This window comes from Variovorax sp. PBL-H6, assembly GCF_901827155.1.
In the GTDB taxonomy this organism is placed as follows: domain Bacteria; phylum Pseudomonadota; class Gammaproteobacteria; order Burkholderiales; family Burkholderiaceae_C; genus Variovorax.
On sequence record NZ_LR594659.1, the window covers coordinates 5650031 to 5672510 of the forward strand.

The following is a 22480-nucleotide window of genomic DNA, read 5'->3' on the forward strand; positions in this document are numbered from 1 at the left end:
AATTTTACGTTTCACCCCCAGCTTCTCGCGATGATCGACATCACCCTCGAAAACTTCCAGACCGAGCTGATCGAAAGCTCGATGACCACCCCGGTGCTGCTCGACATCTGGGCCGAGTGGTGCGGCCCCTGCAAGCAGCTCGGGCCGGTGCTCGAGAAGCTGGAGGCCGAGTATGGCGGGCGTTTCACGCTCGCCAAGCTCGACGCCGACAAGGTGCCCCAGATTTCCCAGCAGCTCAGCCAGATGTTCGGCGTGCGCAGCATCCCGTTCTGCGTGATGTTCAAGGATGGCCAGCCGATCGACGGCTTCGTCGGCGCCATTCCCGCCGACCAGATCCGCGCCTTCCTCGACAAGCACGTGCCCGGCGAGGACGAGCTCGAGGCCGCGGAGCACGAAGAGGCCGCGCAGGACGCGCTGGCCGAGGGCGACACCGAGGGCGCGCTCGAACGGCTGCAGCAGGCGCTCGCCACCGACCCGTCCAACGACGACGCGCGCTTCGACTACATCAAGCTGCTGCTCCAGCAAGCGCGCATCGACGATGCCAAGGTGGCTTTCGCGCCGGTGATTGCCAAGGCGGCGACGGTCCGCCGACTCGACGCCCTGCAGCGTTGGATGGATGCGATCGATTTCTCGGCACCGGGCTCGGGCACGGCACCGGCGATCGCCGATGCTGAGGCGCGCATCGCCGCCAACAAGCGCGACTTCCAGGCCCGCTTCGACCGGGCGCGGCTGCTGATGGCCGGGCAGCGCTGGACCGAGGCGATGGACGAGCTGCTCGACATCCTCATGCGGGACAAGAACTGGAACGAGGAACTGGCGCGCAAGACCTACATCGCGATCCTCGAGATCATCGAGCCGCCCAGGCCCAAGGTGGCGGACGGCCAGATCCCGCCGGACGATCCGACGGTGGCGACTTACCGGCGCCGGCTCAGCAGTGTGGTGCTGAGCTAGTACGCAAACCCGCGAGCAGGTGCCCCCGTCAAAGTGAGCGCAGGCTCATCCTCGCCGTCGGCGATCCAGCCTACCGGCTGCCGATGACATTGGCGCGCTGAACGGGCTCGCATACGATGGGCGGGTTTCGACATGTTGCAAAGAAAGTCCGGCCATGCGCTTCCTCTTCTTGACGACAGCCCTGTTTGCATCGCTGCTGGTGAGCGGCTGCGGCAGCGGCATCACCCTCGACGAGCCGATCGAAGGGCCGGTGTGGCAGCTGGAGCAGCTCGGCAGCGAGCTGATCGAGCCGAGCAGTGATCCGGCGCGCAATGCCCAGATCCAGTTCGACCGGAGCAGCGGAAGGATGACAGGCTCGGGCGGCTGCAACCGCGTCACCGGCACTTACGAGCGCAGCGGCAGCACGCTCAGGGTGCGACAGCTGGGCGCCACGCGCATGGCCTGCCCCAACGAGGCCAGCACCATCAACGAGACCCAGTTCTTTGCCGCGCTTCAGGCGACGGCGAGCTACCGGCTGCAGGGGATGTCCAAGCTGTCGCTGCTGGACGCGAGCGGGCGAACGGTCGCAACGTTGAGCAGTGGCGGAGCGCGCTGAGCCGCGCCGCACTCACCATTTCGCCGGCAGAGGCTTGAGCAGGACCAGCAGCCCCCCGAGCACCGCGACGTAGCCGCCGCCCTCCAGGTCCTTCAGCAGCCGGCTCACCATCTCGCGCGAACATCCGATTTCGCTGGCCATTGCCCGGTGGGTGAGCCTCTCCATCTGCAGGGTTCCGTCCGGCTGCGGCTGCGATCGGTCCTCCAGCAGTGCCCGCAGGCGGCTGTAGACATCCAGCAACCCCATGCTCCTGGCACTCTCCGTGGCCAGTCTCGCGCGACGGATCAGCCGCATGATGAGCTCGCGCGCCAATTCCGGGTCGAGCGCCAGATGCCGAAGCATGGTCTCTCGCGTCACGACCACGCACACCGTCGGCCCCACCGCCTGAACGCTGGCCGAGCGAGGCCCGCCATCGAGCGACATCTCGCCCACATACTCGCCCGGGCCGTGCAGGGCCAGCGTTACCTCGCGCCCGCGCGCATCGGAGACGAAGGCGCGCAGTTGCCCCGAGAGCACGATGTAGACGGAGCCGCCCTGGTCGCCCTCCTCGATGAGCATGGCGTGGGCCCGGTAGCGGCGCTGAACGCCAACGGCGGCGAGCTTCTGCAGCGGGGGCCGCAAGTCGGCGAGGGGGTCGGCGCGTGGTGCAGCGGGCGTCGGCGGCATGCGCGGACTATACGGCCCGCACCCGCTGCGGCGCGATCGCCGGCGCGACGGGCAAGGCGCCGCGCGCCAGCCGTTCAGCCGGCCAGCCGCAGTGACGACACGATCTGGGGCATGCGCGACAGTTCGCGGACGATCTCGCGGACGCTGCCGCGGCCGGTCTTCTGCCTCACGTTCTTGATGTGGGTGCGAACGGTGGACACGCGAATCCCCTGCTCGCAGGCGATCTCCTGCGCGCCGCGGCCCGCGCACAGCTGCGTCAACACGGCCTGCTCTGCCGGCGTCAGGCGCTTGGCACGGGCGAACATCTGCACGGTGAGCGTCTCGCAGTTGGCGCGGCGGCTGCAAATGATCAACACCGCGTCCACCCTCGCGCTGCCATGCGCCAGCGGCACGAAGGCGAGCGAGAGCGTCTCGCCCTCGGGGTCGAGCTCCACGATGCTGCGGCAGTCGCGCTCCGCGTCCTTCAGCGCCTGCCGCAGCTTGGCCTGCCAGGCGGGCAGCGCCGCACACAACAGCCCATCGACGGTCCGCAGCGCGCGGCCACCCGCCAGCTCGCGTCGCGCGGGCTGGTTGGCATGCAGCACCCGGCCACTCAGATCGACGAGCAGCAGCCCATGGTCGATCTCGTCGAGCGCGCGTGCGAGCAGGGTGGCCTGCAACGCCTCTGACAACGGGGCTGCGGCGCGGACTTCGTCTTGGGGGGTGGGCAGTTCGGCAATCGTCGCGTTCATGGCACTTTCCTCATCCGTTGGAATGAGGACAAGTGTGTGAAATCGTGGCTTCGCCGTGCGGTGACTATTGCCCGTGGATTTGTGACTTATTCACCTTCGGCGGCCGGCCGGCGCTCCAGGCGACTCGCCTGGTCAGCCGGTCAGCCGGTCCAGCGCTTCGCGGTACTTGGCGGCCGTCTTCTCGATCACCCCGGCGGGCAGCCGCGGCGCCGGCGGGGTCTTGTCCCATGGCTTGCCATTGACCTTGACCCCCTCCAGCCAGTCGCGCACGAACTGCTTGTCGTAGCTCGGCGGGTTGGCGCCTGCGGCGAGCGCGGCCTGATAGCCCTCGATAGGCCAGTAGCGCGAGCTGTCGGGGGTCAGCACCTCGTCCATCAGCACCAGCGTGCCGGCCTCGTCGAGGCCGAACTCGAACTTCGTATCGGCGATGATCATGCCCCTGGCCAGCGCAATGGCGGCCGCCGTCTCGTAGATGGCGATGCTGGTGTCGCGGATCTGCTGTGCCAGCGATGGGCCGACCACGTCGACGACGCGCTCGTAGCTGATGTTCTCGTCGTGCGCCCCCGCTGCCGCCTTGGCCGCGGGGGTGAAGATCGGCTGGGGCAGCTTGCTGGCGTTGCCCAGCCCCTCGGGCAGGGGCACGCCGCAGACCGAACGGTTCTCCTGGTATTCCTTCCAGCCGCTGCCCGCGAGATAGCCGCGGACCACCGCCTCGACCGGGATGGGCTTGAGACGCTTGACCAGCATCGAGCGGTCGCGCACCTGCGGCACCTCGGCGGCCGTCACCACGCTCTCGGGCGCCTCGCCGGTCAGGTGGTTCGGGCACAGGTGGCCCAGCCGGTCGAACCACCACAGCGCCATCTGCGTCAGGATCACGCCCTTGCCCGGGATCGGCTCGCCCATGATCACGTCGAAGGCCGAGAGGCGGTCGCTGGCCACCATCAGGATGCGGTCCTCGCCGACCGCGTAGTTGTCGCGCACCTTGCCGCGCGCAAGCAGGGGCAGGCTCTGGATGGAGGAAGTGTGGACGGTGGTCATGGCGATGATGGAACGGCGGATACGGGACGAGCGAGATTGTGCGCGTGAAAAATGCCCCCCACGCTGCCTCACTTCGCGTGGTCGCTGCCCCCCGAGGGGGTTTTTCACCTTGGGGCGGCCCGGCGATGAAAAAAGCCACCGCGAGGGTGGCTTCGGCAGAAAAGCGAAGCGCTCAGACCACTTCTTGCGCGAGCTCGCCCTTGGCGTACTTGGCGGCCACGACCTGCAGGGTCTCGCCCTTGATCTTCGCGCCCTGGCCTTCGCAGCCGAATTCGATGTAGCGCTGCTTGCAGATCTGCTTGGCGGCCTCGCGGGCGGGCTTGAGCCATTCGCGAGCGTCGAACTTTTCAGGGTTCTCGGCCAGGAACTTGCGTACCGCGCCGGTCATCGCCAGGCGGATGTCCGTGTCGATGTTGATCTTGCGCACGCCGTACTTGATGGCTTCCTGGATCTCCTCGACCGGCACGCCGTAGGTTTCCTTCATGTTGCCGCCGTACTGGCGGATGATGGCCAGAAGGTCCTGTGGAACGGAAGACGATCCGTGCATCACCAGGTGGGTGTTGGGGATGCGGCGGTGGATTTCCTTGATGCGGTCGATTGCCAGGATGTCGCCAGTGGGCTTGCGGGTGAACTTGTAGGCGCCGTGGCTGGTGCCGATGGCGATCGCGAGCGCGTCGAGCTGCGTCTTCTTGACGAAGTCGGCGGCCTGCTCCGGGTCGGTCAGCAGCTGCTCGCGCGTCATGGTGGCGTCGGTGCCGTGGCCGTCTTCCTTGTCGCCCTTCATGGTCTCGAGAGAGCCCAGGCAGCCCAGCTCGCCCTCGACAGTGACCCCGACCTTGTGCGCCGTGTCGACCACCTTGCGCGTGACCTCGACGTTGTAGTCGTAGCTGGCGATGGTCTTGCCGTCGGCCTCCAGTGAGCCGTCCATCATGACCGAGGAGAAGCCCAGATTGATCGCGCCCTGGCACACGTCGGGGCTCTGGCCGTGGTCCTGGTGCATCACCAGCGGAATGTTCGGATAGGCCTCGACGGCGGCGAGGATCAGGTGCTTGATGAAAGGCTCGCCCGCGTACTTGCGCGCGCCTGCACTGGCCTGGAGGATCACCGGTGCGCCGGTTTCCTTGGCCGCTTCCATCACGGCCTGCACCTGTTCCAGGTTGTTGACGTTGTAGGCCGGGATTCCGTAGCCGTTGGCCGCGGCGTGGTCCAGCAGTTCGCGCATCGAGACAAGTGCCATGGGTGTACCTCGCGGGGAAGATTAAGAAGGAAAAACTACCGCGATTCTACTGAGCACCCCTGTCGGACGGCTCCGACGCGTCGCCCGGAACGCTACGCTTCACCCGACTCTGCAGATCTTGAGCATGTTGGTGCCGCCCGGCGCCCCCATGGGCTCGCCGCAGGTGATGGCGTAGATGTCGCCCGTCTGCACGATGCCCCGCTTCTTGAGGTGGGCCTCTGCCTGCAGCAGCGCCGTGTCGCGGTCGCTCTCGGCGTCCATCAGCAGCGGACGCACGTTGCGGTAGAGCGCCATCTTGCGCTGGGTGACCAGGCGCGAGGTCAAGGCGTACATCGGGATGTGCGCGCGGTGCCGGCTCATCCACAGGGGGGTGGAGCCCGACTCGGTCAGCGCCACGATGGCCTTGGCGCCCAGGTGGTGCGCGGTGAAGAGCGCACCCATGGCGATCGACTGGTCGATGCGGCTGTAGGCCTGGCCGCTGAAATCCGCATCGAGGTGCGGGTCCTCGGCGGCTTCGGCGGCCTCGCAGATGCGGCTCATCTCCTGCACGGTCTCGAGCGGGTAGCGGCCGGAGGCCGTCTCGGCCGAAAGCATCACCGCGTCGGTGCCGTCGAGCACCGCATTGGCCACGTCGCTGACCTCGGCGCGGGTGGGCACCGGGTTGCTGATCATCGACTCCATCATCTGGGTTGCCGTGATGACGACCTTGTCCATCTCGCGCGCCATGCGGATCATCTTCTTCTGCAGCGCAGGGACGGCGGCGTTGCCGACCTCGACCGCGAGGTCGCCGCGCGCGACCATGATGCCGTCGCTGGCACGCAGGATCTCATCCAGCTTGGGAATCGCCTCGGCGCGTTCGATCTTGGCGATAAGCCCAGGCTTGTGGCCGAACTCGGCCGCCGCGACGTTGCACAGCTGACGTGCCATTTCCATGTCGGTCGCGTTCTTGGGAAAGCTCACGGCCACGTAGTCGGCCTGGAAGCTCATGGCGGTCTTGATGTCCTCCATGTCCTTGGCCGTCAACGCTGGCGCCGTGAGACCGCCGCCTTGCTTGTTGATGCCCTTGTTGTTCGAGAGCTCGCCGCCCAGGCGCACCGTGGTGTGCACCGCGTCACCCTTGACGGCATCGACGGTGAGCACGATGAGGCCGTCGTTCAGCAGCAGGCTGTCGCCCGCCTTTACATCGCGCGGCAGGTCCTTGTAGTCCAGGCCCACGGCGTGGACGTCGCCGAGTTCGGTGCGCGCGCCGTCGAGCACGAACTTCGCCCCCGGCTCGAGCCAGATCTTGCCCTCCGCGAACTTCCCGACCCGGATCTTCGGTCCCTGCAGGTCGGCCATGATCGCCACCTCGCGGCCCACCTTGCGTGCGGCCTCGCGCACCATGGTGGCACGGCTGATGTGGTCCTGCGCCGTCCCGTGGCTGAAGTTGAGCCGTACCACGCTGACCTTGTGGTGGATCATCTGCTCGAGCAGCTCGGGCGTGCTCGAGGCCGGGCCGAGCGTGGCGACGATCTTAGTGGCGTGGCGGGGAAGGCGGGTCGTGCTCATGCTCATGCTGCGGGTCTCCGGTTTGTATTCCATACTGTATACACTTTGTAGGTCCGGCGATAGTCCCCCGGGGCGCGACTTTCGCCGCTGCCGCGCGCCGAGCTCAACCGACCGCCCGCTTCTCCAGGATTTCGAAAGCGGGCAGGGTCTTGCCTTCGAGCACTTCGAGGAAGGCGCCGCCGCCGGTCGAGATGTAGCCGACCCGGTCTTCGATGCCGTACTTGGCGATGGCGGCCAGCGTGTCGCCGCCGCCGGCGATCGAGAAGGCACTGCTGTCGGCAATGGCGCGAGCGATGGCCTCGGTCCCCTTGGAGAAGGCGTCGAATTCGAACACGCCGACCGGGCCGTTCCAGACGATCGTCCCTGCCTCGCGCAGCTGCGCCGCCAGGATCTCGGCGGTCTTGGGGCCGATGTCGAGGATCAGGTCATCGTCGGCCACCGCGTCGGCGTCCTTTACCGTGGCGGGTGCATCGGCGGAGAAGGACTTCGCCGTGACCACGTCGACCGGGATCGGCACCGCGGCGCCGCGCGCACGCATGGCGTCGATCACGGCCTTGGCCTGGTCCTGCAGGTCGGCCTCGGCAAGCGACTTGCCGATCGGAAGGCCCGACGCCAGCATGAAGGTGTTGGCGATGCCGCCGCCCACGATCAGCTGGTCGACCTTGCGGGCCAGGCTCTCGAGGATGGTGAGCTTGGTGCTGACCTTGGAGCCCGCGACGATCGCCACCAGCGGCCGCTTGGGCTGCGCCAGCGCCTTGGTGATGGCGTCGATCTCGGCCGCCAGCAGCGGGCCGGCGCAGGCGATCTTCGCGAATTGGGCGATGCCGTAGGTGGTGGCCTCGGCGCGATGCGCCGTGCCGAAGGCATCGTTGACGTAGATGTCGGTGAGCGCGGCCAGCTTGCGGGCCAGCGCCTCGTCGTTCTTCTTCTCGCCCTTGTTGAGGCGGCAGTTCTCCAGCAGCACGACCTGGCCCGGCGCGACCTGCACGCCGCCGACCCAGTCCGCCACCAGCGGCACCTCGCGGCCCAGCAACTCGCCGAGACGCCTTGCGACTGGCGCCAGCGAATCCTCCGGCTTGAACTGCCCCTCGGTCGGGCGGCCGAGGTGGGAGGTGACCATCACCGCTGCGCCAGCCTCCAGCGCCTGGCGGATACAAGGCACCGAAGCACGGATGCGGGTGTCCTCGGTGATGTTGCCCGCATCGTCCTGCGGCACATTGAGGTCGGCTCGGATGAACACGCGCTGGCCGGCGACTTTGCCTTGCGCGACAAGATCGGTGAATCGAAGGACGTTCATGGGTAGGAAGGGGGATGAAAGCGGCGGAAGAACCTCGACAGGCGGCGAACGGCGATTGTAGGTTTGGCGGCGCGGGAATCCGTATCAACGCGACTGCCGGGGCTTCTGCGCGAAGCGCTCGAGGATCTGGACGAAGCCTGCCGCCGCAGGCGACAGCGAGCGCCGCGCAGCCGCGTAGACGCAGACTTCGCGATGGAAGTCGGGCCGGTCGAGCTTGACCATGCGCAGTCCGTGAGCCTCCACCAGGGAGGCCGAGTAGGTCGGACAAACCGTCAGTCCCAGCCCCGACGCCACCATGCCCAACGCGGTCGTCATGTACGACACCTCCTGCGTCGAAGCCCGCATCAGGAAGGCGCGCGCGTCGGCCTCCAGTTCGGGCAGCACGCGCTGGCGGAAGTCGCGCGTGGGTGCGATGAAGGTGTAGGGGCCGAGCTCGCTCCAGCGCACCTGCCGCCGCCGCGCGAACGCGTGATCCTGCGGGCAGATCAGCCAGTGGCGATCACGGAACAGCGTGCGGCGCTCGATGGCCGCGGCGTCCACATCCACGTCCTGGCCCACCGCGAGCTCCGCTTCGCCCGAGGCCAGCCCGGCCAGCAGGTGCTCGGGCAGCGTGTCGATCAGCCGCACATCGACGCCCGGATGGCGCGCGCGGTAGGCCGCGATCACGCGGGGCATCAGCGTGCAGGCCATCAGCTGCGGCGCGGCCAGCCGGAGCACGCCGCGCTTCTGGTCGCGCAGATCGGTCACGCCGGCCACCGCACCGGCGAGGTCGCCGAGCAAGCGCTGCACCGAAGGCTGAAAGGCGCGGCCGGCCTCCGATAGCAGCACACGCCGGGTGTGCCGATCGAAGAGCTGCACACCCATCTCGCGCTCCAGCTCGCGCACCAGCACGCTCAGCGCCGACTGCGTGAGGTGCAGGCGCGCGGCCGCTGCGGTGAAGCTGCCGATCTCGGCAACGGCGTCGAAGGCGCGCAGTTGGCGCAGGGTCAGATTCATGGTCCCACTTCATCAATCGATGAATTTATTTCGATTGAATCATGAGAAGAAGAAGGGCCCAATCCGGTCTGTTCCCCACGGAGACAAGCCATGCCCCCTGCCGAGACCGCGCCGCTCGCCGATCCGCCCTTGCCCGCGCCCGTGCCCGTGCGCGGCCTGCACCATTTCGCCTGGCGCTGCCGCGACAGCGAGGAAACACGGCGCTTCTACGAGGACCTCCTGGGCCTGCCGCTGGCACACGTGATCAAGAGCGACCATGTGCCAAGCACCGGCGAGTACTGCCCCTACGTGCACATCTTCTTCCAGATGCGCGACGGCTCGTACATCGCCTTCTTCGACCTGGGCGACGACGTGGCCGCCCTGCCCTCGCCCAACACCCCGGCCTGGGTCAACCACATCGCGCTTCGCGTCGATTCAGTGGCGGACCTGCTCGCCGCCAAGGCGCGGCTCGAGGCTGCCGGCGTGGAGGTGCTCGGCGTTACCGACCACCACATCATCGAGTCGATCTACTTCTTCGACCCGAACGGCATCCGCGTGGAGCTGACCACGCCGACTGTTCCACAGGCCGAGATGGAGGCACACGCGCTGCGTGCCCGCGCCGAGCTCGACGCCTGGACGCTGCGCAAGGCCGAGCTGCGTGCAAAGGCGGCGGCATGACGGAACTGCAGCTCGCCGTCATCGACGTCAAGCCCGGCGCCGCGCTGGAAAGCCAGTCGGGCCTGCAGATGCTGCGTCCGCGCATCTACGGCGCTTACCGCGCGCCAGCCGGGCCGAAGAAGATCGCCGCGATCGTGATGCACCCCACCAGCAACTTCATGGGGCATTACCTGATCGGCCCGCTGGCCGAGCGCGGGATCTGCTGCATGGGCCTCAACTCGCGCTACATGGGCAACGACACGGTGCTGCTGATGGAGCGTGCCATCCAGGACCTCGGCGCGGGCGTGCAGTTCCTGCGCGGCCTGGGCTACGAAAAGGTGGTGCTGATCGGCAACTCGGGCGGCGCGGCGCTTTCGAGCTTCTACCAGGCGCAGGCCGAGCAGCTCACGGCCCAACACTTTCCCGATGGCGACCCCACGCACCTGCACCCTGACGACCTGCCGCCGGCCGACGGCATCGCGCTGTGCGCGGCGCACCAGGGTCGCTCGAAGCTGATGCGCGACTGGATCGATCCGTCCGTCACCGACGAGCACGATCCTCTGTCGGTCGACCCTGAGCTCGACATGTACGACCGACGCCATCGGGTCCCCTACGACGCCGACTTCCTCGCTCGCTTCAGTGCCGCGCAGAAGGCGCGCCTCGACCGCCTCGAAGCCTGGGCGCTGGAGCGTCTGCGCCTGCTGCGCGGCACGCCGGGGGCGCCGCGCGACCAGGCTTTCATCGTCTACCGCACTCATGCCGATCCGCGCTGCGTGGACCTCTCCATCGATCCCAACGACCGAGCCCCGGGCAGCGTCTGGGGCGATGCCCGGCAGGTCAATTATTCGGCCAACGCGATGGGTCGCACGACCTCGCTGACGGCCTTTCTCTCGCAATGGTCCTCGCGCTCGCAGTCCGACGGTCCCTCGAACCTCGCGCGCACGCGCGTGCCGAAGCTGCTGCTGACGTACACGGCCGACCAGTCCACTTTCCCGAGCACGCGCGATGCATGGATGAAGGCGGGCGGCGACCGCATCCGCAACGTCGATATCGTCGGCGGCAACCACTACCTCGCGGCCCAACCCGAGCTGGTGCCGCGCGCGGCCGATGCGATCGCGGATTGGGCGCGCGCCTTGTGAGGACAGGAATGGAAGAGTTGCGCCTCGCACCCGGGTACGAGCTGCCGCGCTGGCCCTTCGTCCCGCCGCCAGAGCTCGACAGCGGTGCCGTCGTGCGCCATCCGATCGTCATCGTCGGCGGTGGCCTGGCCGGCCTGACGCTGGCCTGCGACCTCGCAAAGCGGGGCGTGCGCGCCCTGTTGCTGGACGAGGACGACACGGTGGGCGTGCGCGGCGCGTCCTCGCGCGGCATCTGCTATGCGCAGAAGAGCCTGGAGATCTTCGAAAGGCTGGGCATCTACGAGCGCATCGCGGACAAGGGCATCACCTGGTCCTTCGGCCGCACCTTTTCGGGCGACACCGAGGTCTACAACTTCAACCTGCAGGCCCACAGCGTCTCGGCGCAGCCGCCCTTCATCAACCTGCAGCAGTTCTATGTCGAGTGGTTCCTCGTCGACCGCATCCTGGAACTGGGTGGCGTCGAGCTGCGATGGAAGAACCGCGTGACGCACGCTGTGCCGCGCGATGACGGCGTGCGCGTCGAGGTCGAGACGCCCGCCGGCCAGTACGCGATCGACGCCGACTGGCTGATCGACGCGACCGGCGCCAACAGCCCGATCCGCACGCAGCTGGGGCTCGAGGCCCACCCGTCGCGCAGTACCGACCGCTGGTGCATCAGCGACGTGCGCTTCAAGAAGCCGCTGCCGGTGGAGCGCTGGACCTGGGTGGATGCCCCCTTCAACGAAGGCCGCGCGGTCTGGCAACACCTGATGGCCGACGGCGTCTGGCGCATCGACTATCAGATGCCCGAGGATTGCGACACGGCCCACGTCAGCAAACCGGAAGTCGCGGGAGCGCGGCTGCGCGAGCAGCTCGGGCCCGGCGTGGAGTTCGAGTTTGTCTGGATCGGGCCTTACGGCTACCGCGACCACCTGCTCGACCGCTTCCGCCATGGGCGCCTTTTCTTCATCGGCGATTCTGCGCATGTGGTGAGCCCCTTCGGCGCGCGCGGCGGCAACAGCGGCATCCAGGACGCGGCCAACCTCGGCTGGAAGCTGGCCCTGGTCGCGCAAGGACACGCGGGCGGGGCGCTGCTCGACACTTACGACGCCGAGCGCAGGCCCGCCGCGGCGCAGAATCTCCAGGTCACGAGCCGCTCGGCGCGCTTCCTGGCGCCGCGAACGCCCGCCGAGCGCACGATCCGCCGCGCGGTGGTCGCCTTGGCCTCTCACCACCCGTTTGCACGCGCGCTGGTCAACACCGGGCGCATGTCGGTGGCCAACGACTATCCCGCGGGGCCGCAGCTGCCCGAGGGCGGGCGCTGCGTGCAGAACCTGCCGATGCGCTGGCGCGACGGCCGGCCGTGCACCCTGATGCAGCTGCTGGCCGATGGCACGCGCTGCCTCGGGCTGTGGTTCGCGCCGGCGCAGGAGCAGGTGCGGGCAATGGCCGACACGGCGGGTTCGCTGCCACTGCAGCTCGTCGCCGTCGGCGGTGACAGCGACCTGCCCACGCTCGAGCCCACAGAGGCACTGGCGAAGCACCTGGGCGCGCACGCCGCGGGAAACCTCTGCCTGCTGCGCCCCGACGCCTATCTCGCCGCGCTGTTGCGCGACCCCACGCCGGCGGATCTCGCCGCCGCCATTCACATCGCCCTGGCACACGACTGAGGCGTCACACGACCCATGATCACCGAACCCCGAATCCACGACCCCGACGGCTTCTACGCCGAATGGCTGGCCGCGCACGAAGGCTTGACCGAGCAACAGAGCGCGGACCTGAACGCCCGCCTGGTACTGCTGCTGGCCAACCAGTGCGGGGATCAGGCGACGCTGCTGCAATGCATCGCCGCCGCGCGAGAAGCCGGGAACATCGCATAAAAGCAAGTCTCCTTCGCTTCCGCGTCCCACACGCGCGAGCAGAAGCCGCAGCACACGGAAGTCGGCCTGCCCGGGCGTGCAGCTGGATTGATCACCACCCAAGGCCGAGGTGCAGCGGGAGGTAGACCGCCATGCCGGCGAGCATCGTGCCCAGCACGCCGCCTCGCCAGAAGAAGTAGGCGGCGCCGGCTGCCGCACCGTATAGCCGCGCATCGTGCCAGGTCGAGATCAGCTGGCCCTGCGTCATGACGATCTCGGGAATGATCACCGCCGCAAGCGCCGCCACCGGGGCGTAGTGCAGCGCGCGGTGCGCCCAGTCGGGCAGGCCCCAGGGACGGTCGAGGATGAAGAAGAAGCAGCGTGTGAGCACCGTCACGCACGCCAGGCCGAGGATCACGGCCAGGGTCCAGGGGTCGGTGGTGCCCCCTGCGCCCAGGTTCATTGGTCATCCTCCGCATCGGGGTCGAGCCCGAACTGCTTCTCCAGCCAGAAGCACAGCAGCACCGCCACGCCGATGCCCGCGACGATGTTGAGCTTGAGCGGCAAGGCGTAGGCGGCGACCGCGGTCGCACCGGCGATCAGGGCCGCGAGGATGCGCAGGCGCGTGGTGGCCATCGAGCAGACCACCGCGACCAGGCAGAGCACGCCGGCGAAGCCCAGCCCCCAGCTCTGGGGGATCAGGTTCGCGAGCAGGATGCCGATCAGGCTCAGGCCCATCCACGAAGACCAGACCACGAAGTAGTTGCCCGTCAGGTAGGCCTCTTGCGCACGCTGCTCGGCCGTGTTGGAGGGCGGCTGCGCGTAGCGGCGGGTAAAGACGGCGTAGGTCATGTCGGCCGTGAGATAGCCGTGCGTCATGCGTCGCCAGCGCGGCATGTGCAGGAGGTATGGCCGCAGATGCAGGCTGAACACCACGAAGCGCAGGTTGACGCAGAAGCCGGTGGCGAGGATGACCCACGCCGGAGCGCCGGCAATCAGCAGTGGAATGGCGGCCAACTGCGAGCTGCCGGCATAGACCAGCAGCGTCATCGCCATCGCCTCGAAAACGCTCATGCCCGCCTTGACCATCGCCACGCCGGTCATCAAGCCCCAGGCGCCGGTGCCGAGGGCGACCGCGGACATGTCGAGCGCGCCCTGGCGGAACTCGGGGAGCCGGCGAATGGAACCGAGAAAGAACATCAGCCGAGGACCTGCCCCGGCTTCAGATCGAAGCCGCGCAGGAAGTCGGCCACAGGCAGGCGCTTGCCGCCGGGACGCTGGAGTTCGGTCAGCATCACCACGCCTTCTCCAGCTGCTACGACGACACCGGTCGGCTCGACGGCCAGCACGGTTCCGGGCGGCTGCGCCCGCGAACCGGGCTGCGCCTGCGCGGCCCAGAGCTTGAGGGTCTCGCCATCCAGTGCGCTGCTGGCGCCGGGAAAGGGGTCGAAGGCGCGGATTCGACGCACGATGGCAGCTGCGTCGTGCGTCCAGTCGATCTGCGCTTCGTGCTTCTCGACCTTGTGCGCGTAGCTCACGCCTTCGGCAGGCTGGGGCTCGGGACGCAGCGTTCCGGCCTCGGCCTGCTCCAGCGCATCCACGATCAATCGACCGCCCAGCGCGGCCAGCTGGTCGTGCAAATGCGCGGTGCTGGCGTCGCCGATCGGGAGCGATTCGCGCAGCAGCATATCGCCCGTGTCGAGCCCGGCGTCCATCTGCATGATGGTGATGCCGGTCTGCGCATCGCCGGCTTCAATCGCGCGATGGATCGGGGCGGCTCCCCGCCAGCGGGGCAACAGGCTGGCGTGGATGTTCAGGCAGCCCAGCCGGGGCGCGTCGAGTACCCATTGCGGCAGGATCAGGCCGTAGGCCGCGACCACCATTGCATCCGGGTTGGCGTCGAGCATCGCGGCTTGCGCCGCAGCCGCGTCTTCGGGGTACTTGCCGTCAAGCCGTAGACTGCGCGGCTGCGCCACGGGCCAGCCGCGGGCGACCGCGAGTTGCTTCACTGGCGAGGCCTGCAGCTTCATGCCGCGGCCTGCAGGGCGGTCGGGCTGTGTCAGCACCAGCACGATCTCGAAGCCGGCCGCTGCAATTGCCTCCAGCGCGACGCGGGCGAACTCGGGCGTGCCCGCGAATGCGATCCTCATGCGGCCCTCACAACGGCGCCAGCAACTCGAGCATCAGGTCGTCACCCGTGTGATAGCGCTGCACGACGCCGGTCGGATCGATGTAGATGTAGAGCAGCCGCGGCGAGTTCTGCCACTTGTAGCGCCAAGTCCAGATATTGCCGTCGAAAGAGCTCACCCGCGTGATCTCGAAAGGGCGGCCGTAGGTGCGCAGCACGTCGGCCTCGCGCCAGCGGCCGACATTGGGCTCGATGGTGCGGTCGAAGAGGCGCTCGTCGAGCTCTTGCCGCACGGCGACCACGTGCCGGCTTGCATCGAGATCGACGTTGTTGACCTCGAAGCCCGCCGGCGCGCGCGAATACTGCAGCCGCTCGCCACCGCCTGGAAGCGCGTAGACCGCCGTCGGCGCGCCCAGTTCGCTCAGCGTCTGCTCGCGCGAGCTGCCCATGGCCAGGCGCGTGGGCTCGCCGGCGCAGCCAGCAATCAGCGCCGCCGCTAGGAGCGCCGCCGGTGCGGTGCGCAGGGACAAAGTCAACGCCGGCCTTCCCGCTCATCGAGGCGCTGGTCCTCGCGCTGCTGCTTGAGCAGCTTGCTCTTGATGCGGTTGCGCTTCAAGGGCGAAAGGTATTCCACGAACACCTTACCCAGGAGGTGGTCGAGCTCGTGCTGGATGCAAACCGCCAGCAGGCCCTCGGCCTCGATGGTGCGCGGTTCGCCCTCGGCATCGAGTGCCGTCACGCGCACTGCGGTGGAACGCTCCACGCCGTCGTAGATGCCGGGCACTGAAAGGCAGCCCTCCTCATTGAGGACTTTTTCATCACTGGCCCAGACGATCTCGGGGTTGATCAAGACCACCGGTTCGTTTCGCTCCTCGGACACGTCGATCACGACGAGGCGTTCGTGCACATCGACCTGCGTGGCCGCCAAGCCGATGCCATTGGCGTCGTACATGGTTTCGAGCATGTCGGCCACCAGAGTCTTCATGCGTGCATCGACCCCTTGCACCGGCTTGGCCACCTTGTGCAGGCGCGGGTCGGGATAGCTCAGGATGTTTCGTTTGGCCATGGACGGAAGGAAATATTGTCGTTATTTTCGCCATTTCCGCGACGCCCAGAGGCTGGGCAGCTCGAAAACGTTGCCCCATCAAGGGCTTCAGCGCAAAATTGGTTTCAAATTGTGAGCATCCGTTCGCCCAGCGGGGGTCCGTGCGCTTACACCCTCCGACCATGAAGAAACACCGCATGAACCACAGCCTGCGTCCGAACCTCCTCGCCACGCTGGCGGCGATCACCATGGCGGGCCTGGGGGCGACGGCCCAGGCGCAGAGCTACCCCGTGACTCCGCAGCAGCGCACGACGGCGCAGCAGGCGGCTCAGGCCGGCGTACCTCTGTCCGAACTGGCACCGAACGCACCCGACGAGTACACGGTCAAGCCGCGCGACACGCTCTGGGCCATCTCCCGCCTTTATCTGCGCAGCCCATGGCGCTGGCCCGAGCTGTGGGGCATGAACATGGGCGAGATCCAGAACCCGCACCGCATTTATCCCGGCCAGGTGCTCTACCTCGACAAGAGCGGCGGTCGCGCGCGGCTCGCGATGCGACGCGGCGGCAGCGGCGCGCCCGAAGGCGGCACCATCAAGCTCTCGCCACGCACGCGGTACGAGTCGCTGGCGGACATGGCACTGCCCACGCTGAATCCCAGCGTGATCGAACCTTTCCTGGCAGAGCCTGTGGTGGTCGACGCCGCGACACTGGCAACCGCCCCGCGCATCGTCGCGGGCAACGACAGCCGCGTGGTGCTGGCGCGCGGTGACCGCGCCTATGCACGCGGTGAGCCCGACGCACCGCTGATGGAAGCGCCCGGCCCGATCCGGACCTACCGCGTTTTCCGCAATGCGACACCGCTCAAGGACCCCGGGACGGGCGAAATCCTCGGCTACGAGGCGCAGTACCTGGGCAAGGCCCAGCTGCAGCGCGGCGAATCGAGCGCCAAGGCAGAGGTGGAGGGCAAGGAGGTCGTGTACCCGGTGCCGGCCACCATCGACATCGTCGCTGCACGCGAGGAAATGCGCGCTGGCGACCGCCTGCTGCCCGAGCCGCCGCGCCAGCTGCTGAGCTACGTGCCGCGCGCGCCGGCGCAAACCATCGCCGACGGCCGCATCGTCTCGGTCTATGGCAACGCCGTGCAGTTCGCCGCCCAGAACCAGGTGGTGGCCATCAACAAGGGCACCATCGATGGCATCGAGAACGGGCATGTGCTCGCCATCCTCAAGAACGGCGACACCATCGTCGACAAGACCGGCGCCGCCAAGGAAATGCTGAAGCTGCCGAACGAGCGCATCGGCCTCCTCATGGTGTTCCGCCCCTTCGAGCGGGTTTCGTATGCACTGGTGCTCGAGATCAACGACGCGCCGCGCATCGGCGACCTGCTGATCAACCCCTGACCCGGCTCAGCCTCGCGTGGAACGCGCCGAACTCGCGGGCTGGCTGCGGCTCACGCTGACGCCGGGCATCGGCAACACGGCTGCGCGCAAGCTGCTCGCGGCCTTCGGCCTGCCCGCGGAGATCTTTGCCCAACCCGCCACGACACTCCGGCAGGTCGTGACCGACGTCCAGGCCGGCGCGCTGCTCGATGCGCCGACGGAACTCGGCGCATTGGTCGACCGCACCCTCGAGTGGCTCGGGAGCAACGGCCCGCAGGGCGCGACGCACCGCGTCATCGCGCTGGGCGATCCTGCCTATCCGGCCTCGCTGCTCGAGATGGCCGATCCCCCTCTGGTGCTCTACCTGATCGGGCCGGCGCCGCTCGAGCTCGCACAGTTGGTGCGCAGCATCGCGATGGTGGGCAGCCGCAATCCGACGGCGCAGGGCACCTCGAATGCGCGGGCCTTTGCCCGAGCTTTCGGCGATGCTGGCATTTCGGTGGTGTCAGGGCTGGCGCTCGGCATCGACGGCGCGGCGCACGAGGGCGCATTGGACGCCGCCACCGATGCGCTCCGGCCGGCGACCGTCGCCGTGGTCGGTACCGGGCTGGACCGTGTCTACCCCGCGCGGCACCACGCGCTGGCGCAACGCATTGCCGAACGCGGGCTGATCGTGAGCGAATTCCCGTTGGGCACGCCGCCGCTCAACCAGAACTTCCCGAGGCGCAATCGCATCATCGCGGGCCTCTCGCGCGGCACGCTGGTGGTGGAAGCGGCGCTGCAGTCGGGCTCGCTGATCACTGCGCGGCTCGCGAGCGAGCAGGGCAAGGAGGTGTTCGCCATTCCGGGTTCTATCCATTCGCCTCAGTCGCGCGGCTGCCATGCCCTGATCCGGCAGGGGGCCAAGCTGGTCGAGACGGTTGGCGACGTGCTCGAGGAGCTGCGCTTCGACGCGGCCCCCTCGCCAGCCATGCCGCCGCGGGAAGAAGAGTCCGCTTGCCCGGACGGAGGCTTGCTGCAGGCGATGGGCTACGACCCGGCAAGCCTGGATGCACTGTGTGCGCGCACGGGCCACACGGTTGCCGCCCTGCAGGCGCAACTGCTGGAGCTCGAGCTCGCCGGCCACGTCGCCCGGATGCCCGGCGGCCTGTTCCAGCGAGTCGCCCAAGGCTGAGCGCTTCTTGCGTCGCGCTGGGAAGGCAACCGCGCCGACTCGAACCTGGGCTATATTGGCTCCATGTTCGAAGTGCTCGTGTACGTGTACGAAAACTACTGGCGGGGCGATGCCTGTCCCCAGGCCGAGCAACTGGGCCGCAAACTCAGCGCCCAGGGCTTCGATCCCCAGGAGATCCGCGACGCCTTGCACTGGCTCGACGGGCTGAGTCTCGCCACCCAGGGCATCCAGCTCACCCGACATACCGAGGGCACCAGCGCCACGGTGAGCCTGGAAGGTCCGGCGGCGATGCCCGAATCGCCGGGCTCCATGCGCATCTATTCGATGGCCGAGCAGGAACACCTGGGCGCAGAGTGCCTCGGCTTCGTCAGCTTCCTGGAGTCCTCGGGCGTGCTGCCGACTGGCTTGCGCGAGATCGTGATCGATCGCGCCATGGCCACGACAGGCGATCCGCTGGAGCTCGGCGAGCTCAAGATCATCGTGCTGATGGTGCATTGGAGCACCGGCGTCGAGCCCGACACTCTCGTGCTCGACGAGCTCTGCGACAACACGGTGGACCGCGTCGCCCATTGAGCTGCTGGCCTCAGTTCAAGAGCCGCTCCGGATTCGCGTCCAGCTTGGCCAGCGCTTCACGGGTAGCCCGCACGGTGAGGGTTTCTTCCTCGGCGGGCACCAGCAGTCCGGCCTGCAGATAGGACGCCAGCCGCCCCACCTGAATCAGGAAGCTTCGCCCGTCGCTGGAGGCGAACAGGTGCAGCTGCTTGCGCTCACTGCGCCAGACGAACTGGACCTGGCTGACCCGGTCGTTGTGGTCGAGCATGAACCAGGTGCCGACCTGCAGCTCGTGTGCCCACTGGAGCATGTCCTCGCCGACCTTGGTGCCGGTATCGGGGACAACCTCGAGGGAGGCGGCGTCCACACCCAGCAGCAGTTCGATGCTCGCGGCATCCAGCGGCAGGTCGGTTGCATCGCCCGCGTCCGTGACGAAATCCTCGAGATTGGCCAGGCGCTTGGCCATGGCTTCGATCTTGGCCGGCGGAATGGCCTCGGTCTTGGACAGGAATGCATCGGAAAGCGTCGAGCCGATGACCTTGATCTGCGCCTCCTGCGGCTCGCCCTCGATGCCCAGCAGGCTCATGCCCTGGCGCAGGCGCTGCAGCAGCTGGGGCAGGTCCTGGATCACACGGGCGCGATCGTTGCGGTTGGGCTTGGCACTGGCAGCCCACACCAGATCGGACGCAGCGCGCTTGAGGGTGACGGTCTGATCGTCCTGGGCGCCATAGCGCAGCGCCGCGATCGCCAACACCTCAGCCCAGATCTTGAACAGGAACTCACGGATCTCCTCGCGCACCGGCATGTCGTTGAGCATCTTGCGCAACTCGATGGTGTACTGGATCGCCATCGTCTCCTTCTGCTCGACCTGCTGCGCCACGCTCATCACGCGCTGGGTTGCATCGCTTTGCGTCAGGTACTTGTTGAGGAAGGCGACGAATTCGTCGAACACCAGCTTGAATACCCGCTGGCCGGTCTCCGGGTATTGCTCGATCACCTGCACCACGCGGCGGATCTCGCCCTCCAGCGCACTGCCCGAAATGGCTGCGGCATCGAAACCCATCACGCAGGAACCCATGCGGTCGATCAGCATGCGCGCCGGATGCTGCAGCGTGCCGAAGAACTCCGGTTCGGCGATCGCGACTCACAGCACCGGCATCTGCAGGCGCGCAAACCAGACGCGCGCCGAAAACGGGATGCGCTCCTCGGCCAGGATGGCCTGGAACATCAGCGCCACGATCTCGACCGTGGCCTTGTCGGCGGTGGTCGGCGCCTTCTTCTTGAGCTCGCTGGTACGCCGGCGGAGCTCGGCCGCCGTCTGGTGCATCGCCGTGGCCTCGTCGCCGACCACGTACTGCGACGCCATCGCCTGGTAAGCGGCCTCGGCGTCGGCGATGGCGGCGGCAAAAGCCGGCGCGGCCAGGCCGACGCCAGCGCCACGACCGCCCGGACCTCCTGCGGAGCCGGCAGCCGGCCCCTGGGTGCCCGGCGTGCGCATCTGGCTCAGGTCGCCGCCGATGCGAGCAGTCACGAAACGCTTGAGGTTGAGCAGCACGCCTTGCGCGCGCTGGCGTGCCATTACCAGTGGGGAGCCGCCGGTGGCGACCAGGGTGTCGCCGCCCGCCGTGCCTGGCCCGCGACCCGCACCCACGCCGATCGCCGCCGGGGCGAAGCTGCCCGGGGCCGCGCCGAAACCGCCCGGCATCGCTTGAGCACCGCCCATGTTGAAGGAGGCGCTGCCCGGCTGGGAGGAGCGTGCAAAACTGCCGCCCAGCGGCGCGCTGTTGGAACCCGCGCTACCGGTTCGCTTGACGAAACTTTTCAGATCGATCTCAGGCATCACGCCGCGTTCGATCAGGAAGGCATTGGCGTCTTTGTAAGCCGCCACCACCACCTCGACCAGGCGCTGCTGCACCACATCCTGCACGCGGGCCCAGGTCTCACGGCTCAATCCGGCGGCCAGCCACTGGTCGACCAGAGTCCGGGCCAGCGCCTCGGGCTTGAGCACGTCCTTGGGGTCCAGCTCGCCGGTTCCTTCCAGGTGCTGGATGCGCAGGCGCAAGTCGTTGAGCTCGAACTGGGCCTTGTCCTGGATGGACTGTGCCAGGCGCGACGACAGGATGTTGGTCTCCACCACCTCGTCGCCGATCAGCTCAAGGCGCAGCCCACCGGTGGAGCCGCTCTGGACGACGCCAATCAGCGCCTTGCGCCATGCGCTCTGCGACATCGGCACCCAGCTGGAGCCCTGGGCCTGGTAGGCCAGGTAGTCGTCGCGGTGCTGCTGCATCTCGCGGACGCTGGCGGTCATCCCGGCCAGCGCTGCCAGCCGCTCGCGGACCGCAAGAGCGATGGGTGCGATCGCCCCTTCCGTGGCGGCAACGAACCGCTCGCGGGTCTCACGGGCGAGCTGCTGGGAAGAGGCGGGTGACCGCGAGATCATGTGAGAGGCGAAGACGGCAATTGGAACGGCTCAACAACTTCGAGCTTGCATCGTGAAGCGTAACCGCACAAGGGCACCGGATGCATCTCGCCAACCCGAATTCGCACAGCCCGGCCAGCCAGGTGCCGCGCCGGTCACACCGTGGCGCCGGCGTTCGGGTCGTCCGGATCGCCTTGCTTGGATGCCGTCTTGACCAGGTCCTCGCGCTTCACGCCCAGCCACATCGCGATCGCGGCCGCCACGAACGCGGAAGAGTAGATGCCGAACAGAATGCCGATGGTCAGCGCCAAGGCGAAATAGTGCAGTGTCGGGCCGCCGAAGAAAAACATCGACAGCACCACGAGCTGCGTCGAGCCGTGGGTAATGATGGTGCGGCTGATGGTGGAGGTGATCGCGTTATCGATCACCTCGCGAGTCGTCATCTTGCGGTAGCGCCGGAAATTCTCGCGCACCCGGTCGAAGATCACGACCGACTCATTGACCGAGTAGCCCAGCACCGCCAGCACCGCCGCCAGCACCGCCAGGGAGAACTCCCATTGGAAGAAGGCGAAGAACCCCAGGATGATGACCACGTCGTGGAGATTGGCCAGCACCGTGGCGAGCGCGAACTTCCATTCGAAGCGGAAGGCCAGGTAGATCATGATGCCGACCACCACCATGCCCAGCGCCTTGAGGCCGTTGGTGGTGAGCTCCTCGCCCACCTGAGGGCCGACAAATTCGTTGCCGCGCAGGGTGGCGGAGGCGTCGACCGCCTTCAGCGCCCCGATCACCTGCTCGCTCTGCTGCGCCGAGGTCTGGCCCTTCTGCACCGGCAGGCGGATCTGGATGTCGCGCGAGGTGCCGTAGTTCTGCACCTGCACGTCGGGGTAGCCGAGCTTGGCAATGGTCTCGCGCACCTTGCCCACGTCCACCGACTGCTGGTAGGCGACCTCCATGACTGTACCGCCGGTGAACTCCACCGACAGGTGCAGGCCGCGGTGGAACAGGAAGAAGACGGCCAGCAGGAAGGTGAGGACGGAGATCGCGTTCAGCACCAGCGCATAGCGCATGAACGGGATCGTGCGGTGGATTCGGAAGAACTCCATGGTTC

Annotated in this window: 22 protein-coding genes and 1 pseudogene; 9 read left to right on the forward strand and 14 right to left on the reverse strand. The window is 67.7% G+C overall.

The features are described 5' to 3' along the window. Positions 1-30 precede the first annotated feature (30 nt). Together G3W89_RS26625 and G3W89_RS26630 are read left to right on the forward strand one after the other, a co-directional pair. Positions 31-951, forward strand: coding sequence for a tetratricopeptide repeat protein (locus G3W89_RS26625; protein ID WP_162576963.1), 921 nt, complete (start codon positions 31-33; stop codon positions 949-951). Positions 952-1105: 154 nt separating this feature from the next. After that, a complete protein-coding gene (locus G3W89_RS26630) occupies positions 1106-1546 on the forward strand; it encodes an META domain-containing protein (protein ID WP_162576964.1) in 441 nt (146 codons plus the stop codon). Between the two features lie 12 nt (positions 1547-1558). Here the strand turns inward: G3W89_RS26630 and G3W89_RS26635 are convergent, their stop codons facing one another. The 7 genes from G3W89_RS26635 to G3W89_RS26665 all read right to left on the reverse strand — a co-directional run bounded on the left by G3W89_RS26635 (position 1559) and on the right by G3W89_RS26665 (position 9059). After that, positions 1559-2212 carry a Crp/Fnr family transcriptional regulator gene (locus G3W89_RS26635; protein ID WP_162576965.1) on the reverse strand — a complete coding sequence of 218 codons (654 nt, stop codon included), beginning with the start codon at positions 2210-2212 and terminating at the stop codon, positions 1559-1561. 74 nt (positions 2213-2286) lie between these two features. Continuing rightward, positions 2287-2943 carry a helix-turn-helix transcriptional regulator gene (locus tag G3W89_RS26640; RefSeq protein WP_162576966.1) on the reverse strand — a complete coding sequence of 219 codons (657 nt, stop codon included), beginning with the start codon at positions 2941-2943 and terminating at the stop codon, positions 2287-2289. A gap of 132 nt (positions 2944-3075) precedes the next feature. Further along, positions 3076-3981, reverse strand: coding sequence for a phosphoribosylaminoimidazolesuccinocarboxamide synthase (locus tag G3W89_RS26645; RefSeq protein ID WP_162576967.1), 906 nt, complete (start codon positions 3979-3981; stop codon positions 3076-3078). 172 nt (positions 3982-4153) lie between these two features. Then, on the reverse strand, positions 4154-5218 hold the full coding sequence (fba, locus tag G3W89_RS26650; protein WP_162576968.1) for a class II fructose-bisphosphate aldolase: 1065 nt from the start codon (positions 5216-5218) through the stop codon (positions 4154-4156). A gap of 99 nt (positions 5219-5317) precedes the next feature. Continuing rightward, positions 5318-6766: a pyruvate kinase gene (gene pyk / locus G3W89_RS26655; protein WP_162577666.1), complete on the reverse strand. Its 1449-nt coding sequence runs from the start codon at positions 6764-6766 to the stop codon at positions 5318-5320. A 103-nt stretch (positions 6767-6869) separates the two neighbouring features. Continuing rightward, on the reverse strand, positions 6870-8063 hold the full coding sequence (locus tag G3W89_RS26660) for a phosphoglycerate kinase (protein WP_162576969.1): 1194 nt from the start codon (positions 8061-8063) through the stop codon (positions 6870-6872). An 84-nt stretch (positions 8064-8147) separates the two neighbouring features. Next, positions 8148-9059 carry a LysR family transcriptional regulator gene (locus tag G3W89_RS26665; RefSeq protein ID WP_162576970.1) on the reverse strand — a complete coding sequence of 304 codons (912 nt, stop codon included), beginning with the start codon at positions 9057-9059 and terminating at the stop codon, positions 8148-8150. A 90-nt stretch (positions 9060-9149) separates the two neighbouring features. On the opposite strand from G3W89_RS26665, the gene G3W89_RS26670 reads away from it, so the two are divergent. From G3W89_RS26670 to G3W89_RS26685, 4 genes are read left to right on the forward strand one after another with little or no spacing between them, the layout of a single operon-like run. Beyond that, positions 9150-9716, forward strand: coding sequence for a VOC family protein (locus G3W89_RS26670; RefSeq protein WP_162576971.1), 567 nt, complete (start codon positions 9150-9152; stop codon positions 9714-9716). Next, the gene (locus G3W89_RS26675) at positions 9713-10834 is read left to right on the forward strand and encodes an alpha/beta hydrolase family protein (RefSeq protein WP_162576972.1); all 1122 of its coding nucleotides are present in this window, start codon (positions 9713-9715) and stop codon (positions 10832-10834) included. The genes G3W89_RS26670 and G3W89_RS26675 overlap by 4 nt, the downstream gene beginning before the upstream one ends. A gap of 8 nt (positions 10835-10842) precedes the next feature. Beyond that, positions 10843-12483, forward strand: coding sequence for an FAD-dependent oxidoreductase (locus G3W89_RS26680; RefSeq protein WP_162576973.1), 1641 nt, complete (start codon positions 10843-10845; stop codon positions 12481-12483). 15 nt (positions 12484-12498) lie between these two features. Continuing rightward, positions 12499-12693, forward strand: coding sequence for a DUF2783 domain-containing protein (locus G3W89_RS26685; RefSeq protein ID WP_162576974.1), 195 nt, complete (start codon positions 12499-12501; stop codon positions 12691-12693). A gap of 91 nt (positions 12694-12784) precedes the next feature. Here G3W89_RS26685 and G3W89_RS26690 read toward each other — a convergent pair whose 3' ends face one another. From G3W89_RS26690 to def, 5 genes are read right to left on the reverse strand one after another with little or no spacing between them, the layout of a single operon-like run. Beyond that, the gene (locus G3W89_RS26690) at positions 12785-13135 is read right to left on the reverse strand and encodes an AzlD domain-containing protein (RefSeq protein ID WP_162576975.1); all 351 of its coding nucleotides are present in this window, start codon (positions 13133-13135) and stop codon (positions 12785-12787) included. Then, the gene (locus G3W89_RS26695; RefSeq protein WP_162576976.1) at positions 13132-13872 is read right to left on the reverse strand and encodes an AzlC family ABC transporter permease; all 741 of its coding nucleotides are present in this window, start codon (positions 13870-13872) and stop codon (positions 13132-13134) included. The genes G3W89_RS26690 and G3W89_RS26695 overlap by 4 nt, the downstream gene beginning before the upstream one ends. Further along, a complete protein-coding gene (gene fmt / locus G3W89_RS26700) occupies positions 13872-14822 on the reverse strand; it encodes a methionyl-tRNA formyltransferase (protein WP_162576977.1) in 951 nt (316 codons plus the stop codon). The genes G3W89_RS26695 and fmt overlap by 1 nt, the downstream gene beginning before the upstream one ends. 7 nt (positions 14823-14829) lie before the next feature. Further along, on the reverse strand, positions 14830-15336 hold the full coding sequence (locus G3W89_RS26705; RefSeq protein ID WP_162576978.1) for a hypothetical protein: 507 nt from the start codon (positions 15334-15336) through the stop codon (positions 14830-14832). Beyond that, the gene (gene def / locus G3W89_RS26710) at positions 15333-15866 is read right to left on the reverse strand and encodes a peptide deformylase (protein WP_162576979.1); all 534 of its coding nucleotides are present in this window, start codon (positions 15864-15866) and stop codon (positions 15333-15335) included. The genes G3W89_RS26705 and def overlap by 4 nt, the downstream gene beginning before the upstream one ends. A 161-nt stretch (positions 15867-16027) precedes the next feature. Between def and G3W89_RS26715 the strand changes: the two genes are divergently transcribed. The 3 genes from G3W89_RS26715 (at position 16028) to G3W89_RS26725 (ending at position 18971) form a co-directional block, all read left to right on the forward strand. Then, positions 16028-17245, forward strand: coding sequence for a LysM peptidoglycan-binding domain-containing protein (locus G3W89_RS26715; RefSeq protein WP_162576980.1), 1218 nt, complete (start codon positions 16028-16030; stop codon positions 17243-17245). A 16-nt stretch (positions 17246-17261) separates the two neighbouring features. Next, a complete protein-coding gene (gene dprA / locus G3W89_RS26720; RefSeq protein WP_162576981.1) occupies positions 17262-18398 on the forward strand; it encodes a DNA-processing protein DprA in 1137 nt (378 codons plus the stop codon). Between the two features lie 63 nt (positions 18399-18461). After that, on the forward strand, positions 18462-18971 hold the full coding sequence (locus tag G3W89_RS26725) for a DUF494 family protein (protein WP_162576982.1): 510 nt from the start codon (positions 18462-18464) through the stop codon (positions 18969-18971). Positions 18972-18981: 10 nt separating this feature from the next. Here the strand turns inward: G3W89_RS26725 and G3W89_RS26730 are convergent. Together G3W89_RS26730 and secF are read right to left on the reverse strand one after the other, a co-directional pair. Beyond that, positions 18982-21390 (reverse strand): annotated as a pseudogene (locus G3W89_RS26730) (DUF1631 family protein). A 134-nt stretch (positions 21391-21524) separates the two neighbouring features. Further along, positions 21525-22475, reverse strand: coding sequence for a protein translocase subunit SecF (secF, locus tag G3W89_RS26735; protein ID WP_162576983.1), 951 nt, complete (start codon positions 22473-22475; stop codon positions 21525-21527). Positions 22476-22480: the final 5 nt, after the last annotated feature.

Excerpts from the sequence above, each read along its gene's own strand:
- G3W89_RS26625 (WP_162576963.1), top strand. The coding sequence starts at position 31 with ATGATCGACATCACCCTCGAAAACTTCCAGACCGAGCTGATCGAAAGC.
- G3W89_RS26630 (WP_162576964.1), top strand. The coding sequence starts at position 1,106 with ATGCGCTTCCTCTTCTTGACGACAGCCCTGTTTGCATCGCTGCTGGTG.
- G3W89_RS26635 (WP_162576965.1), bottom strand. The coding sequence starts at position 2,212 with ATGCCGCCGACGCCCGCTGCACCACGCGCCGACCCCCTCGCCGACTTG.
- G3W89_RS26640 (WP_162576966.1), bottom strand. The coding sequence starts at position 2,943 with ATGAACGCGACGATTGCCGAACTGCCCACCCCCCAAGACGAAGTCCGC.
- G3W89_RS26645 (WP_162576967.1), bottom strand. The coding sequence starts at position 3,981 with ATGACCACCGTCCACACTTCCTCCATCCAGAGCCTGCCCCTGCTTGCG.
- fba (WP_162576968.1), bottom strand. The coding sequence starts at position 5,218 with ATGGCACTTGTCTCGATGCGCGAACTGCTGGACCACGCCGCGGCCAAC.
- pyk (WP_162577666.1), bottom strand. The coding sequence starts at position 6,766 with ATGAGCACGACCCGCCTTCCCCGCCACGCCACTAAGATCGTCGCCACG.
- G3W89_RS26660 (WP_162576969.1), bottom strand. The coding sequence starts at position 8,063 with ATGAACGTCCTTCGATTCACCGATCTTGTCGCGCAAGGCAAAGTCGCC.
- G3W89_RS26665 (WP_162576970.1), bottom strand. The coding sequence starts at position 9,059 with ATGAATCTGACCCTGCGCCAACTGCGCGCCTTCGACGCCGTTGCCGAG.
- G3W89_RS26670 (WP_162576971.1), top strand. The coding sequence starts at position 9,150 with ATGCCCCCTGCCGAGACCGCGCCGCTCGCCGATCCGCCCTTGCCCGCG.
- G3W89_RS26675 (WP_162576972.1), top strand. The coding sequence starts at position 9,713 with ATGACGGAACTGCAGCTCGCCGTCATCGACGTCAAGCCCGGCGCCGCG.
- G3W89_RS26680 (WP_162576973.1), top strand. The coding sequence starts at position 10,843 with ATGGAAGAGTTGCGCCTCGCACCCGGGTACGAGCTGCCGCGCTGGCCC.
- G3W89_RS26685 (WP_162576974.1), top strand. The coding sequence starts at position 12,499 with ATGATCACCGAACCCCGAATCCACGACCCCGACGGCTTCTACGCCGAA.
- G3W89_RS26690 (WP_162576975.1), bottom strand. The coding sequence starts at position 13,135 with ATGAACCTGGGCGCAGGGGGCACCACCGACCCCTGGACCCTGGCCGTG.
- G3W89_RS26695 (WP_162576976.1), bottom strand. The coding sequence starts at position 13,872 with ATGTTCTTTCTCGGTTCCATTCGCCGGCTCCCCGAGTTCCGCCAGGGC.
- fmt (WP_162576977.1), bottom strand. The coding sequence starts at position 14,822 with ATGAGGATCGCATTCGCGGGCACGCCCGAGTTCGCCCGCGTCGCGCTG.
- def (WP_162576979.1), bottom strand. The coding sequence starts at position 15,866 with ATGGCCAAACGAAACATCCTGAGCTATCCCGACCCGCGCCTGCACAAG.
- G3W89_RS26715 (WP_162576980.1), top strand. The coding sequence starts at position 16,028 with ATGAAGAAACACCGCATGAACCACAGCCTGCGTCCGAACCTCCTCGCC.
- G3W89_RS26725 (WP_162576982.1), top strand. The coding sequence starts at position 18,462 with ATGTTCGAAGTGCTCGTGTACGTGTACGAAAACTACTGGCGGGGCGAT.
- secF (WP_162576983.1), bottom strand. The coding sequence starts at position 22,475 with ATGGAGTTCTTCCGAATCCACCGCACGATCCCGTTCATGCGCTATGCG.